Consider the following 15,737-nt stretch of genomic DNA (forward strand, 5'->3'; position numbering starts at 1 on the left):
GACAAACACAATGGCAAGAACTACATATCAAGACTTATTGGATGCAGGTGTACACTTTGGTCACCTTACCCGCAAATGGAATCCGAAAATGGCACCATATATTTTTATGGAACGCAATGGGATTCACATTATAGATTTAAACAAAACTTTAACTAAAACTGAAGAAGCTGCAGCAGCGATTAAACAAATCGTAAAATCAGGTCGTAAGATCTTATTTGTAGCTACTAAGAAACAAGCTAAAGAAATCGTTGCTGAACAAGCAAGAAAAGTAAACATGCCTTTCGTAACCGAACGTTGGTTAGGTGGTATGTTAACCAACTTTGCTACAGTACGCAAGTCAATTAAAAAGATGGTTACCATCGATAAAATGACTAAAGACGGTACATATTCAATCCTTTCTAAAAAAGAACGTTTGATGATTCAACGTGAACGTATCAAATTAGAAAGCTTATTGGGTGGTATTGCAGATTTAAACCGTTTACCGGCTGCAATTTTCTTAATCGACGTTAAAAAAGAGCATATTGCTGTAGCAGAGGCGATGAAATTAAACATCCCTACTTTTGCAATGGTTGATACTAACTCTGATCCATCTAACATCGATTTCCCAATTCCTGCGAATGATGATGCAACTAAATCAATTTTATTGATTACTGATGTAATTATCAAAGCAATAGAAGAAGGTTTAGACGAGCGCAAACGCGAAAAAGATGATGAAGCTGAAAAAGAAGCTGTAGCTGTTAAAACTGCTGCCGATGCTCCAGAATCTAAAGAGCCTAGAGCTGCTGGTGAGAAAAGACCAACTAAAAAAGAAACTGCTGACGCACAAGCATCAACAGAAGATTCTACAGAAGCTTAAATTAAGTTATGGGTTGAGAGTTACGAGTTGCGGGTTTACCCATAACCTTGTAACCTTCAACCCATAATATTTTATAAAAAAATAAAAAACATACAAAATGTCTACAGTACAAATTACTGCCGCAGATGTAAATAAATTACGCCAACAAACCGGAGCCGGTATGATGGATTGCAAAAAAGCATTAGTAGAAGCCAATGGCGATTTCGAAGCTGCTGTTGATTTATTGCGCAAAAAAGGTCAGAAAGTATCTGCCGCTCGTTCTGGTAATGCTACTTCTGAAGGTCTAGTATCAATCAATGTTTCAGCAGATGGCACAAATGGTAAATTAGTTGCTTTAGCTTGTGAAACTGAACCAGTTTCTAAAGTTGAAGATTTCCGTAATCTAGCTCAGGCTGTTTTAGCTGCAGCGGTTGCTAACAATCCTGCTTCTACTGAAGAATTATCAGCGATTACATTGGAAGATGGACGTACAGTTGCTGAAACCATAACTGAATTAACTGGTAAAATAGGAGAGAAAATCGTTATTCAAGATTACGCAAATGTATCTGGTGAGAAAATCGTATCTTATATCCATTCTAATGGTAAAATGGGTGTTTTGGTGGTATTTGAAGGTGCAAATGGTGTAGATATTACTGAAGCTGGTAAAGATGTTGCAATGCAAATTGCTGCAATGAACCCAGTTGCTGTTGATAAAGACGGTGTTGATCCTGCTACTATCGAGCGTGAAATCGAAATTGCTAAAGATGTTATTCGTCAAGAAGGTAAACCAGAAGAAATGGTTGAAAAAATTGCTGCTGGTAAATTGAACAAATTCTACAAAGACAGCACTTTATTAAACCAAGAGTTTGTTAAAGACGGTTCAGTAGATGTTCGTAAATTCTTAGACAATACTGCTAAAGGATTAACAGTAACAGCTTTCAAAAGAGTACAATTAGGTTCTTAATAAAGACCTTTTTAAATATTAAAAGCCTCGATTTATCGGGGCTTTTTTGTTTCAATGAATTTCGTCACTGCGAGGGAAGCGTAGCAACGAAGCAATCTTTCTTGCTTTGCAAATCTATTTAAGGTAAAGCCAAATCTTTTTCCATCTTAACATTCGTCCCGCTATCCGTTTTACTCACCCGATGAAGAATCGGGACAGTGCTCACTACTATCGGGTTTATAAAACAGAAGCTAGTGCAATTATTAGCAGTTGCAAAGTTTTAAGACCTACCTATGTGCCCTATGTTTCTATGTGTTTAAATCTTCTATATTTGCAACATAACTTCATCCTATGATTGCCATAACCAATAGTCGTTTTTTTAGAGATAATGAATTAATTGCTAACCAAACCATTCTAATTAACGAAGGTAAGATAGTTGCTTTTACTGATGGAACTATACCAAATGGTTGTGAGGTTATTGATGCAGAACAAGATTATTTAGTCCCCGGATTTATTGAGCTACAAATTTACGGTAGCGGTGGTAATTTATTTTCTGCTTATCCAACTGCAGCTACTTTGGCTCAAATGGACGAAGATTTGATTAGCAAAGGAACTACAAATTTTTTAGCTTGTGTAGCAACTAACGCTACAGAAATTATTCATCAAGCAATTGAAGCTGCTAAGGCTTACCGCTCTCAAGCCAAGGGTTTTATGGGTTTGCATTTAGAAGGCCCTTATTTAAATGCAAAACGAAGAGGTGCACACGTTGCTGAATTTATTAAGAAAGCCACTCTAGAAGAAGTACAATCATTGCTTGAAAAAGCAGATGGCGTTATAAAAATGATGACCATCGCTGCAGAGCTACAAGATGATGAAGTTATTCAGCTGTTGTTAAATAATGGCATAGTACTTTCAATGGGGCATAGCGATGCCACTTTTGAGCAAGCAACGCTAGCCTATAATAAAGGGATAACTACTACTACCCATTTGTTTAATGCGATGCCATCAATCCATCACAGACAACCAAACTTACCAACAGCTTTATTTAATCACCCAACAGCAATGGCAAGTATCATCGCCGATGGTAGTCATGTAGATTTTGAAATCATAAAGATGAGCCAAAAACTAATGCAAGATCGCTTGTTTTTAATTACGGATGCTGTTACTGCATGCAATATTGGGCCTTACCAGCATCAATTATTAGGAGATAAATTTATCACACCGGATGGTACACTTTCTGGTTCAAATATTACTATGGTACAAGCAGTACAGAATTGTGTAAACTATTGCAACATTCCGATAGCCGAAGCGATAAAAATGGCTAGTTTATATCCCGCTAAAGTGATGGGTCAACAAAACAATAAGGGTAAAATTGAAATTGGTTATAATGCAGACCTTCTTTTATTGTCGTCTGAATTAAACTTGAAGCATGTTTTTAAATCATAGTTAATTTTTCTTAGATTGAACATTGTACCAAATAGCAACTGCAGAAAACTTCATCACAAAAAAAGATATAATCGATTATGAAACTTTCTTGCTATGCATCAGGTTTAATTAAAAAAATGTGGTTATTTTTGAGGTCATGAAGTATAAACGGATTTTACTGAAACTAAGTGGCGAGTCGTTAATGGGCGATAAGCAATATGGAATTGATAATGAGCGTGTAAGGCAATATGCAGAAGATATAAAAGCAGTTCATGATAAAGGCCTAGAAATAGCGATTGTAATTGGTGGTGGAAATATTTTTCGCGGACTTAGCGCAGAAAAATCTGGAATGGACAGAGCGCAAGCAGATTACATGGGTATGCTAGCTACTGTAATTAACAGTATGGCATTGCAAGATGCACTTGAAAAAGTTGGCTTGAAAACTCGCTTATTGTCGGCCATTAAAATGGAGCAAATTTGCGAACCATTTGTACGCAGAAGAGCTGTTCGTCACCTCGAAAAGGGCCGTATTGTTATTTTCGGAGCAGGTACTGGAAATCCATATTTCACAACGGATTCTGCAGCAGCATTAAGAGCAATTGAAATTAATGCAGATGCAGTACTAAAAGGTACTCGTGTTGATGGAATTTATACAGCAGATCCAGAAAAAGATCCAAATGCAACAAAATATTCAGAAATTACTTTCAGAGAAGTTTATGCAAAAGGATTAAACGTAATGGATATGACAGCTTTTACACTTTGCGAAGAAAACAAAGTTCCTATTATTGTGTTCGATATGAATAAAAATGGCAACTTTATGAAAATTGCAAATGGCGAAGAAATAGGAACACTAGTTCAAGGTTAATTTTGAGCAATTTTTATATTTTTGCATAAACACTACAAAACATGAATGACCTCATAAAGAAACAATTGGTTGATGCACAAGGTGCCATGGACAAAGCGATTGCCCATTGTGAAGCTGAATTAACCAAAATAAGAGCTGGTAAGGCATCAGCTGGAATGTTAGATGGAATTATGGTTGACTATTATGGCAATCCAACTCCCTTATCTCAAGTTGGTGGCATCACTACACCAGATGCTCGTACCTTGATTATCCAACCTTGGGAAAAAGCTTTATTAGTGCCAATTGAGCGTGCCATTATGGAAGCAAATATTGGTATCAACCCTCAAAATGATGGTATTATCATCCGTTTGGTTGTACCACCTTTAACAGAAGAACGCCGTAAAGATTTAGTTAAAAAAGTAAAAGAAGAAGCAGAAAGAGGCCGTATTACTGTTCGTAATATCCGTAAAGATGCTAACACTAAAATTCAAAGGTTAAAAGGGGAAGGTGTTTCTGATGATGAAATTAAAACAGGTGAAGCTGAAGTTCAAAAAATAACAGATGCTTATATTATTAAAGTAGATAAACACGCAGAAGTAAAAGAAAAAGATATCATGACGATCTAATTTGTATATCGTCTAAATGTAATTTAAAAGGGAATGTTGCTAAGCTTCATTCCCTTTGTTTATTTTTGCCTTCCAAACAAAATAAAAAATGAAATTACTGCTCCAATATTTAAAAGCATATAAGTGGGTTGTGGTGTTAGCTTTAGTTTTAGCGGCATTCAACATAGGGTTTTCTCTGATGGATCCCTATTTTACAGGTCAGATTTTAGATAGATTTATCAATAGACATAACGAATTAAGTAGAAGTGAATACATTTGGGGTGTATTAGGCCTTGTTGGTTTAGCAGTTGGTGCGGCCATGGTTTCTAGAATAGCTAAAAACTTTCAAGATTATTTTACCAATATTATTGTACAAAAAGTTGGTGCTAAAATGTATGCCGATGGATTGAAACACTCTCTAGAATTACCATACCAAGTATTTGAAGATCAACGAAGTGGGGAAACTTTAGGGATTTTACAAAAGGTGAGAACGGACAGCGAAAAATTCATTACCTCCTTCATTAGCATTCTTTTTGTGAGTTTAATCGGGCTAATTTTTGTTATTGTTTATTCACTTAGCGTGAGTTATAAAGTGTCGTTAATTTATGCAGCATCTATCCCAATCATTAGCTTTTTAAGTTGGTTTTTAAGTCGTAAAATAAAGACAATACAGAGATCTATCGTTGCAGAAACTACTGCTTTGGCAGGATCTACTACAGAATCATTAAGAAATATAGAACTAGTTAAAAGTTTAGGCTTAGCTAGTCAAGAAATAGACCGATTAAATAAAACCACCTATAAAATTTTAGGGCTTGAATTAAGGAAAGTTAAGTATGTACGAAGTATGAGCTTTGTGCAAGGAACTACCGTAAACTTGGTTAGAAGTACAATGGTTGTAGTATTATTGATGTTAATTTTTGATAAAGCCATTACCCCAGGACAATACTTTTCTTTCTTGTTTTACTCGTTTTTCTTATTTGGTCCGCTACAAGAGTTGGGTAATGTTATTTTAGCTTGGCGTGAGGCCGAAGTTTCTTTAGGCAATTTTAAAAAGATATTAAATACACCAATTGATGTAAAACCAGCAAATCCTGCTCAAATAGAAAAGGTAGAAACTTTGGCATTTGAAAATGTGAGTTTCAAGCATTTATCTGGTAAACACAATGCGCTAAACGGCGTAAGTTTTGCTGTAAATAATGGAGAAACGATAGCCTTTGTTGGTCCATCGGGTTCAGGTAAAACTACTTTGGTTAAACTATTGGTAGGTTTATACCAACCAGTAGAAGGTGAAGTATTTTATAACAAAATATCAGGCAAGCAAATTGATCTAGATCAGTTGCGTGAAAAAATTGGCTTTGTAACGCAAGATACACAGCTATTTTCAGGTACTATTCGTGAAAATTTACAGTTTGTAAAGCCAAATGCAAGCGATGAACAAATAATGAGGGTTCTTCATCAAGCTGCCTGCCATAATTTATTAGCAAGGGCTGATAAAGGTTTAGATACCGTAATTGGAGAAGGTGGGGTAAAGGTTTCTGGTGGAGAAAAACAGCGTTTATCAATCGCTAGGGCATTATTGCGTAACCCAGATATTTTAGTTTTTGATGAAGCAACTTCATCTTTAGATTCGCTAACAGAAGAAGAAATTACGACAACTATACGTGACGTGTCTGTTTTAACTAGCCACATCACCATATTAATTGCTCACCGTTTATCTACTATTCGCCATGCAGATAAAATTTATGTGTTGGAAAAAGGAAATATTATTGAGCAGGGTAAACACGCAGATTTATTAGCCGAAAAAGGCTTGTATTTTGCCATGTGGAGACAGCAGGTTGGGGAACGTATTGATAGCTAATAAGAATTTTTTGTCATTCAGAGCGAAGCGAAGAATCTATTAATTTAAATACTATGCTGAAAAATACCCCCAAAGTCGGAATGACAATGCTTTTTTTTATGCATTTAATATTTTAATAGTAACACAGGCTGATGTTATTTAAACCGGATTGAAATGACATCCTGTGAGCAAGCGAGCAGATATAATGGAAAGCCGGACTGACATTAATTGGAAAAGAGTTTTTGCTTTTCAGAAAATTAAAACTTTTTGCGGGCTAGATCTATTTTACAAGTATGCTTTTAGATTTTTTAAATATAGGTGTCGGCGTAATTTTAGCCATTGTGGCTATTCCGATTTTGTTAATAGTTTATTGTATTGTAGATATTTTGCGATCGGAGTTTAAAACGGGATTAATGAAATTTGTTTTTTTAGCACTGGTTTTATTTGCTCCTTTTTTAGGCAGCATCATTTATTTGGTAATCAGAAAAGACTATTTGAAACCTAAAAATTCAACTAATTTGCCAGTGGTCTAAATCTGATCTTCTATTTTATCTGCAGGTTTAATATCATTTAAAGTTAATGGGAGTAAGCTTTTTGTTTTGAAATAAGTAATTGCTGCGATTCCCAAAGTCATACTTCCTCCAAAAACTACAGCAGGCACTGTACGCATTAATTTTGCGGTTAAACCAGATTCGAATGCACCAATTTCATTTGATGAGCCAATAAACATACTGTTTACTGCTGAAACTCTCCCTCGCATTTGGTCTGGTGTAAGCAATTGCATAATAGTAGAACGAATAATCACACTCACACTATCAAATGCTCCTTCGCAAAATAAAAAGAATAAAGTCAGATAAAAACTAGTTGATAAGCCATAACAAATAATACTCACAGCAAAACCTGTTACTGCAATTAATAAGTTTCTCCAAGGCCTATTCATAGGAGAGAATCTGGTCATAATTAACATCGTTAATACAGAACCCAAGGAAGCAGCAGCTCTCATGAAACCTAAACCTTCAGATCCTACGTGTAAAATGTCATAAGCAAATATGGGAAGCAAAGCAACTGCACCACCAAAAAACACTGAGAATAAATCTAAGCTCATCGCACCTAACATCATTTTACTTTTAAATACAAATTGAATGCCTTCCTGTAAGCTTTTAATAATGCTTTCTTTTGGGATGAAAGTAGGAGGATGAGTTTTTAAGAACAAAATACAAACAATAGCCAAAACAATGAAAGCAATAATCGTGATGTAGGATATGGATATGCCAAGGCTGGCGTAAATTAAACCACCTGCTGCCGGACCTAAAATAGAAGCCAATTGCCAGAATGAACTACTCCATGTGCTGGCATTGGGATATAGTTTTTTAGGTAAAATAGAGGCCATTAAAGAAAAAGTTGCTGGACCAAATAGACCTCTTGCTAAGCCAACACAGAAAATCATTCCGTACATAATTGGAACAATATAACTTGTAGGAATGTATGAGCTCATTTTATGACTTGTCGCCAAAAGCATTACAATAGATGCTAGCAAAACCGCCGAAAAAATTTTAAGCAGCAAGCCTTTTTTTTCTAGTTTATCTGCTAAATAACCACCATACAAAGCTATAGAAATTGCAGGTATTGCTTCAGAAAGTCCAATAAAAGCAAGTGCAAGAGGGTCTCTAGTTAAATGATAAATGTGAGCTCCAATAATAATAGCTTGCATTTGATAAGCAAACGTAAAGAAAAATCGCATTCCTAAATAAGAGCGAAACTCTCGGTAACGTAAGGCTGCAAAAGGATCTTTTTTCTCAACAATAATGGACTGTTCTTCCAATGGATATATTTTGTATTGAATTTTATAATGCTAAATTAAAGGTTGTGCAGGATTATTTTTATAATAATCCAATTTATATTGAAACATCTCACTCATTTTTACTGCTCTCCACTTTGCTTCACTTGCTTTTTCACCAGTAAAATGCTCATCAACAGTTTCGTTGAATAAGTTAATCCAAGTATCAAAATGTTCTTTTGCTATAGGAAGCTTGGCATGTTTTAAAAATGGGCTACCGCTATAAGCTTGAACATCTAACAATATGGTTTGCCAAAAACTATACATTTTTTCTAAATGTGCTGGCCAATTGTCTTGAATAACTCCATTAAAAATAGGAGATAATAATTCATTATCTCTAACTTTCCCATAGAAGTTGTTTACCAATATTTTAACATCATCTAAAGTTAGAATATCTGTTTGTTGAGCTTCCATATTAAAGGTTTTTTAATAAGTCAAATATAAGCTGTTCTATTTGAGAAGCTTTATTCACAATCATAAAATGACCGCCAGTTGGTATTTCTATTACATTTCGAATATTTTTTATTGGAAAAATTTTATCGGCTGTTCCATGAATATGGATCAGATTACTTAGATAATCTTCGTTCTCCCAATTCATAATTTGATCTATTGCCCAAACCAAAAACTTTGGATTTGTATCTCTAATTATTTGATGAAGTAAGATAGATTCCGCTTTACTTTCTAAGCTAAAATAATAGTCGGCCGTAAGTTTATTGCTTAAGGTTAAAAACCAAAGAGGCGCAATTTTATGAATTTGTAATTTGCTTGCTAATCTAAGTTGCCAGCTAAATTCACTTTTAGACTTAACGCTTGATATGATAATTACTTTTTTACAAGCAATAATTTTGGAGATTTCTTGAGCGATAATTCCTCCAAAAGAAATGCCTATTAAAATTACATCATTAGTTTATCAATTTGCTTAGTGAGTTCTTCGCAATAATTAAATAAACTTTCATTTTTTCTAGGCTCATTCCATCTAATAAATTGATATTCGATTTTAGATAAATCTAGAAACTGAAAAACCCTCTCGTCGGCGCCTAAACCACTGATGAAATATACCATAAAGTAAAGCTAGGGAATAACTTTGCTGGTTTTATATTTTTAAATAATTGCCTTGTAACTATAATAGCTTTAACAACTTTCTAGCACAGTAGGTAAAAGTATATCAATATAAGCTCCTCTATTGAGAAGCTTTTTTATAGGCATAAACGACCTGATTTTGTAATTTTTATTCCGATTCGTCATGCTCAGCTTGACTGGGCATCTTAACGCGATTATAATTAAGATGAACCTAATTTGTATACTAAAAACCTTTTATAGCATTATGATTCCCGTTTTTTATGGGAAGAGCAGAGCATAAATTTAATGTGTCAACAATTTAAACAATCGCCTTATAGAAGTCTAAATATGCCTCGTACATATTTTCAGCCTGATTAATGCCTGAAGATGCTGCAATACCATAAATGCCAGTTTCTAAAAGTTGAGGGATATCTGCTAAAGTAACTCCGCCAACAGCTAAAATTGGTAAATCTATATTTTTAGATCTTAACTCCTCTACTGCATTAGTATAACCATTTATGCCAAGCAATGGAGAGTTGTTAGATTTTGTTGTCGTTACTTTGAAAGGACCAAAACCAGCATAATCCGCCCCTTCATTAGCTAACCGGATTAAATTTTCTACCGTGTTTGCAGAACCTCCCAAGGTAAATTCTTCTCCAATTTGTTTACGCAGAGCGATGAAATCTGCATCCATATCTTCAATATGAAAACCTTGTATATCTGCCTTACCTTTTAAATGAATATGATTAGTTACAATTAATGTTGATCCCCAATCATCACAAATTTCTGCTATGGTATTAATATCAGTTAATAGTTCATCATCAGATTTGCTTAAACAACGATATTGAATCCATTTTGCTCCTGCTTCACAAGCTACCTGAACTTGCTCAATATGCGAACTCTGTGGAATATCGTGGGTAATGAAATGTATTTTTTCGATGTATTTTTTCATAAGCCTAGTTATCGTCATTTCGAAATGAGCTTTTGCGATTGAGAAATCTCTAACATCATAACAACTTCCTTTGTCCTGGCAGTGGAAATCAGTATGAGATATCTCCTCGCTTCGCTTCGTTCAATATGACGAAGATTAGATATTAAAATTTAACGTTTAAACTTAACAAAAAGTTACGTGTTGCTTGTGGATAATAGTAATTGCCACGATCTAAAGCTCCGCCATAAAGATAACTGTAAGAACCCCCATTATTTTCATAAAGCGTACTAAAAACATTATTTACAAGTAACGTCAATCCAATATTTTTAACACCAGCAAAAGCGGTATTATAACTTAAACGAATATCATTTACAAAAAAGCTAGATAATATACGGCTATTCGCAGATGTATTATCTAAATGTTGTTTGCCAACATATTTACTAATGAAAGCAATTTCTCCATTTTTAATAATGCCATAACCAATTTCACTTGATGCAATTACCGATGGAGAGAAAGATATATTGGTGTTTTTATAAGTGTTGGTTAATAGTGAATTATCTGCCTCATCATAAATGTATTCTGTAAATTCTTTAATTTTATTACGACTTAATGTAGCTGTGCCAGCCCAATAGAAGTTGTTTAAAATTTGCCAGCGACCATCAAATTCAATACCTAACCTGTAGCTATCAGGCACATTCTGTCTGGTTTGCCCACCAACATCGTTTAACTTACCAGTATTAATCAGTTGATCTTTATAAAACATTGCATAGCCATTAATGCCCAAAGAAAGATTGCTCAATTGAGTTCTATAACCAGCTTCAATATCTGTTAAGTTTTCTGATTTTGGTCTGCTATTCACATTAGAATCAGTAAAATCTCTTCTGTTCGGTTCTTTATTTCCTACAGCTACAGATGCATAAATGTTACTTCTTTCGTTGAAATTGTACGTTAAACCAGCTTTTGGATTAAAGAAATTTAAGGTCGCATTTTGTTGTGCAGGATTGCCAGCAACATCTTTGCCAAAATAAGAATAGTAAACATGTCTGTATTGTAGGTCTGCAAAAATGTTAATTTTTTCTATTTGATAATTTGCTCTTCCAAAAATGTTGAAATCTGTTTTAAAAGCGTCATTGTCATTATATCTATGTCTCATCGAACCACTTCCATCATAATTTGCATATTTTGCCCAAATTACTTCATCAAAGTGTTTTCCGTCATATTCATTGTAAGCCCCACCCAAAATAAAATTTAAATTACTTTTTGGAGTGTAATTTAAGGAGTACGTAACACCATAAAAATCGTTATCAAGCCATAATCTCCTTACTAAATCAGATTTATCAATGGTAGTGCCTCCAATTACAACCGGCGCAATGTTATAATCAGCTAACGTACGATTTTCTTTATATTCTTCGTAATAACCTCTTCCGTAAGTATAATGAAGTGCCGCATTTGCTACAAGCTGATTGCTTAAACTACGTGTGTAAAATAATTGATAATGATCTTGTTGATAGTTATCTGTTTGATTGTCATAAGTAAAATCATTATGCCTTCTGTCGGCCGTCAATTGAGCTTCCGAAATACCATTCCATGCCTGATAAGTTTTTTCGGTACCACTAAAAACATTAGCACGAAGAATATCTTTTTTACCATAATATGCGCCCGATACAAAAAATGACTTCAAGTTTGAAGATGCTCTATCAACATAACCATCAGATTTAATTCTCGACAAGCGACCATCGAAACTAAATTTGTTATTGATAAGTCCTGAACCAACACTTACTGTGTTTTTCCAGGTTTCGTATGAACCATAAGTATTGTTCAGTTCGGCATAGGCCGAATCTCTTCTTGTTGTAGTTTGGATGTTTAAACTCGCGCCAAAAGCACCAGCACCATTTGTAGAAGTACCAACACCGCGTTGAATTTGAATATTGTCAACCGATGAAGCCAAATCAGGCAGGTTAATAAAAAAACTACCCTGACTTTCTGCATCATTTAATGGAATACCATTTACAGTAACATTAATTCTTGTTGCATCGCTACCACGAATTCTTATGCCAGTATAACCAATTCCTGCGCCAGCATCAGAACTAACAACTACAGAAGGTGTTTGATTTAATAAGTATGGGAGGTCTTGGCCTAAATTATTTTTCTCTAATGCAGCCTTGTCTAGGTTTTTATAAGTTGTAGCGGTATTTTTTGATGCTCTAGTTGCGCTTACCACAACTTCATCTCCAACGAAACTTTGCATAGTTAAACTGAAATTAAGCGTACTATTCGAGCTTATATCAATAGTTTTTTCTTCAGTTTTATATCCTAAATAACTTACACTAAGTGTGTATTTGCCTGAAGCTAGGCTTAAAATGTAATCCCCATTTTTATCACTAAGAATGGTAATAGCCTTGTTTTTTAGTTTAATTGTCGCTCCAGATAATGGTTTTTGATTGTTGTCTGTTACTTTTCCATTAACAGTAATTTGAGCCATTGCAACACAAGGCAACAGCATGGCAAGTAATGCCAGAAATCTTAATTTTTTCAATTTGTAATTTTTGTTTTAGTTAAACGTTTCGGAAGTAGGGGTTACCTCCGAATTAGTTAAACTCCATAAACCATCCCTACGCCAGCATTACCTGGATCAGGTGCATTCAAAGTTTTAAGTTGTAGGTTTTAAGTTTTAAGTTGGTTCACTTATAACTTATTACGTTTCACTTTTAACTTCAAAATGGGTATGTTCTCAGCCTTTATTTGTGTTTTTTACAAAACAAGGCACCCCTTATTGATGATGCAAATGTAATGAAATGATTGAGATTAAGAAATTGATTCGAAAATTAGCCAGAAGTAAAATTAAACGATAGGACTTTATTAATAATTTGGGCGTTTTAACACGCTGTTCGCTATATCTTTTTGCCTTTCCTTCCCCTACATCCAGGATGACAGCCAAAAAGGATGTCGCTTCCATCGTTAACGCTATCAAATCTTTAAAAAAATAGATGAGCTATCTATTTTAACGCTTAAGAAACCCATCAATGGCTTCAATAGCATTTTGTAAACGATTTTCTATGCCGCCTACAACTGTATAATTTGCATTTAATGCTTTTAATTCTTTATGCCAAATTTCCATAAAGTGATCACGCATATGCGGAAAATCTCTTAGGGGATCATCTTGCCAAGGTAAATCTATGTCTAATAAAATGTAGAAGTCGTAAAGACGATTTTTTAACCCCTCTAAAACGATTTGAGGTGTTTCGTCAAAAAATTCATCACTCCAAATTTTTACCGTGGCAAATGTAGTGTCGCAAATTATAAAATCAGTATCAGCTGTAGCCAAAACAGAATCTTCTAATGCAACCTGGCCATGAAACATATTAATTTCATCTTGTAAAGTACAATCAGTCGTTAATGCAGCGCAATAATAACGTGCATATTCTGGCACCCAAGGTACATTGTAATATTTTGCTAAAGCAATAGATATGGTTGATTTCCCTGTGCTTTCAGGACCAACAATTGCTATTTTTTTAATTGCGTTGTTCACGATAAATTTTTCTCCAATCTATATATCCCATCGTTGCAATAGCTATGTACAAAGTATACATCAAGCCTGTTGCATATAATTCTTTCGAAAAATAAACGCTAACATAAATGATGTCAACGAATATCCATATTAACCAATTTTGTAATACCTTCCTAGCTAAAAATATTTGAGCAATTAAACTACAAGCCGTACAAAAACTATCTATAAATGGGAAAGATGCATCAGTGTTTTTATGTAAAATAAAACCTAAAATCAATGTAAAAATTATTACACCTATAATAGACAGTGTAATTTCTTTATTGGTAATTAGGCTAATGGGTCTTTCCTTTTCGAGATTATCCTTTTGTTTGCTCCAGTAATACCAACCGTAAATATTCATGGCAAAAAAGTAAACCTGTAAACCCATATCTGCATATAGCCTACTTTCAAAGAATATAAAAATGTAAATTAATACGCTAATAATTGCAATTGGCCAGTTCCAGATGTTATTTTTTGCAGCAAGCCAAACGCAAAGTATTCCGGTAAAAACTCCAAACCATTCTAACCAACCTGTTCCAAAAAGAAACTGCTTTATGCTTTCGCTAAATCCGCTTGCTAGTAATAACATATTTCAAAAGTATAAAATTTTATCTTTCTGCTTTAAGCTTTTCCTTTCAGCCCTAAAACAAAAAAGTCCGATAGGGAACAACCCCTACCGGACAATAAACCAAACAAACTATTTATGAAGAATCCTCAAACTTGTTGAGGAAATTTTAGATCTAATTAGTATTTGGCGATGAACTAAAATTAATCGCCGCTCTTACACTTACATCGCTTGATAAACTACTTCTCAAGCTGTATTCCATCCTCACTCTCAAATTACTTCCTTTCACATAATCATCTACAAAACGTGAATTGTCTATGTCTAGTACAAGATTGTTGCCAATATTTTCTGATATATCATTTCGTGACGCAACCATGACTTCTGCACCGCTACCGTTAACTAAGAACATCTTAACAGATTTAAGCACTCCTAAATTCTGATTAGTCGGATTACTTGCATCTAACCTTACTGAGGCTACCCTAACTTCTTTAATGTAAGCTGCACCATTTTGATTACCAAATATCTGATCAAAACTGCTAGCAGAGCTCGTTGCAGATAATAATGTATTTGTTTTAGAACTAGCAGGGATAATCAAACTAGAGGTATAAGGAAAGGTGGATTTGATAATCGACTGTACTGTTGCGCATCCTAGAGCAACACATGAGACTATGATTAATGATAGAATTATCTTTTTCATAGAGTAATAACAAACTATATTATTAAAAGTTTTAGGCTGTCTAAAAAACCATAAAAAATTGTCTTTTTTTTTGAACGGTTAAAATCTTTGTTGTTTTATTGGTTTAGCAAAGTTTAGATAAACGCAATATTTTTTAAAACAATCTGTTTAATTGACATGTTATTTTTATACATATTTAGATTAACCATTTGGATGAAAAATACTTACGCTTAATTAATAATGTTAACTAAAAAACTAAAGTCATGAAAAGAGCAAGTTTAAGTATTTTGGCTATTGCAGGTTTATCAATTGGATTACTTGCATTCGGTTCAATTAAAGAAGGTGGAATTCAAGGTAAGGTAACTCCAGCAGAAGGGGCGAAAGAAGTAGTAGCAATTGCAGGCACAGATACACTAAGAAGCCAAATTAGTAACGGTGCATTTGTATTTAGTAAGGTGAAAAAAGGAACTTATACAGTTTGGGTAAAGGCAAATGCTCCTTATAAAGACATATCAATAGAAAATGTAGCCGTTATAGATAGCGCTACAACTGATATTGGAGAAATAAAAATGTTGCAATAATTAAGTGTGTGTATATATAAAATGAGAAGAGGGCAATCGCCCTCTTTTTTGT

Annotated in this window: 17 protein-coding genes; 8 read left to right on the forward strand and 9 right to left on the reverse strand. The window is 34.3% G+C overall.

The features are described 5' to 3' along the window. Positions 1–10 precede the first annotated feature (10 nt). The 7 genes from rpsB to FA048_RS04385 all read left to right on the forward strand — a co-directional run bounded on the left by rpsB (position 11) and on the right by FA048_RS04385 (position 7,022). On the forward strand, positions 11–856 hold the full coding sequence (gene rpsB, locus FA048_RS04355) for a 30S ribosomal protein S2 (protein WP_131551444.1): 846 nt from the start codon (positions 11–13) through the stop codon (positions 854–856). A gap of 97 nt (positions 857–953) precedes the next feature. Beyond that, entirely contained in the window at positions 954–1,799 is an 846-nt protein-coding gene (tsf, locus tag FA048_RS04360) for a translation elongation factor Ts (protein ID WP_136838979.1), read from the forward strand. Positions 1,800–2,129: 330 nt separating this feature from the next. Continuing rightward, positions 2,130–3,224, forward strand: coding sequence for an N-acetylglucosamine-6-phosphate deacetylase (gene nagA, locus FA048_RS04365; protein ID WP_136838980.1), 1,095 nt, complete (start codon positions 2,130–2,132; stop codon positions 3,222–3,224). Between the two features lie 136 nt (positions 3,225–3,360). After that, the gene (pyrH, locus tag FA048_RS04370) at positions 3,361–4,068 is read left to right on the forward strand and encodes a UMP kinase (protein ID WP_136838981.1); all 708 of its coding nucleotides are present in this window, start codon (positions 3,361–3,363) and stop codon (positions 4,066–4,068) included. A gap of 41 nt (positions 4,069–4,109) precedes the next feature. Beyond that, positions 4,110–4,673: a ribosome recycling factor gene (gene frr, locus FA048_RS04375; protein WP_136838982.1), complete on the forward strand. Its 564-nt coding sequence runs from the start codon at positions 4,110–4,112 to the stop codon at positions 4,671–4,673. 88 nt (positions 4,674–4,761) lie between these two features. Then, entirely contained in the window at positions 4,762–6,510 is a 1,749-nt protein-coding gene (locus FA048_RS04380; protein ID WP_136838983.1) for an ABC transporter ATP-binding protein, read from the forward strand. 272 nt (positions 6,511–6,782) lie between these two features. Next, positions 6,783–7,022 (forward strand): PLDc N-terminal domain-containing protein, encoded by a 240-nt coding sequence (locus FA048_RS04385; protein ID WP_136838984.1) that lies wholly within the window; start codon positions 6,783–6,785, stop codon positions 7,020–7,022. Here FA048_RS04385 and FA048_RS04390 read toward each other — a convergent pair. From FA048_RS04390 to FA048_RS04425, 9 genes are all read right to left on the reverse strand, one after another. Beyond that, entirely contained in the window at positions 7,019–8,311 is a 1,293-nt protein-coding gene (locus FA048_RS04390) for an MFS transporter (protein WP_136838985.1), read from the reverse strand. The genes FA048_RS04385 and FA048_RS04390 overlap by 4 nt on opposite strands. Positions 8,312–8,341: 30 nt before the next feature. Further along, positions 8,342–8,740 carry a group III truncated hemoglobin gene (locus FA048_RS04395; RefSeq protein WP_136838986.1) on the reverse strand — a complete coding sequence of 133 codons (399 nt, stop codon included), beginning with the start codon at positions 8,738–8,740 and terminating at the stop codon, positions 8,342–8,344. 1 nt (position 8,741) lies between these two features. Beyond that, entirely contained in the window at positions 8,742–8,924 is a 183-nt protein-coding gene (locus FA048_RS04400) for an alpha/beta hydrolase (protein ID WP_136838987.1), read from the reverse strand. Between the two features lie 296 nt (positions 8,925–9,220). Continuing rightward, a complete protein-coding gene (locus FA048_RS19685; protein ID WP_169306811.1) occupies positions 9,221–9,388 on the reverse strand; it encodes a hypothetical protein in 168 nt (55 codons plus the stop codon). Between the two features lie 316 nt (positions 9,389–9,704). Beyond that, entirely contained in the window at positions 9,705–10,337 is a 633-nt protein-coding gene (locus tag FA048_RS04405) for a thiamine phosphate synthase (protein ID WP_136838988.1), read from the reverse strand. A 142-nt stretch (positions 10,338–10,479) separates the two neighbouring features. Beyond that, positions 10,480–12,852: a TonB-dependent receptor gene (locus FA048_RS04410; RefSeq protein WP_136838989.1), complete on the reverse strand. Its 2,373-nt coding sequence runs from the start codon at positions 12,850–12,852 to the stop codon at positions 10,480–10,482. A gap of 465 nt (positions 12,853–13,317) precedes the next feature. Beyond that, the gene (locus FA048_RS04415) at positions 13,318–13,845 is read right to left on the reverse strand and encodes an AAA family ATPase (RefSeq protein ID WP_136838990.1); all 528 of its coding nucleotides are present in this window, start codon (positions 13,843–13,845) and stop codon (positions 13,318–13,320) included. After that, positions 13,829–14,452: a nicotinamide riboside transporter PnuC gene (gene pnuC, locus FA048_RS04420; RefSeq protein WP_136838991.1), complete on the reverse strand. Its 624-nt coding sequence runs from the start codon at positions 14,450–14,452 to the stop codon at positions 13,829–13,831. The genes FA048_RS04415 and pnuC overlap by 17 nt, the downstream gene beginning before the upstream one ends. Positions 14,453–14,603: 151 nt before the next feature. Then, a complete protein-coding gene (locus FA048_RS04425) occupies positions 14,604–15,125 on the reverse strand; it encodes a hypothetical protein (protein ID WP_136838992.1) in 522 nt (173 codons plus the stop codon). 242 nt (positions 15,126–15,367) lie between these two features. On the opposite strand from FA048_RS04425, the gene FA048_RS04430 reads away from it, so the two are divergent. Further along, the gene (locus tag FA048_RS04430) at positions 15,368–15,685 is read left to right on the forward strand and encodes a carboxypeptidase-like regulatory domain-containing protein (RefSeq protein WP_136838993.1); all 318 of its coding nucleotides are present in this window, start codon (positions 15,368–15,370) and stop codon (positions 15,683–15,685) included. Positions 15,686–15,737 lie beyond the last annotated feature (52 nt).

The organism is Pedobacter polaris (assembly GCF_005116505.1).
Taxonomy (GTDB): domain Bacteria; phylum Bacteroidota; class Bacteroidia; order Sphingobacteriales; family Sphingobacteriaceae; genus Pedobacter; species Pedobacter polaris.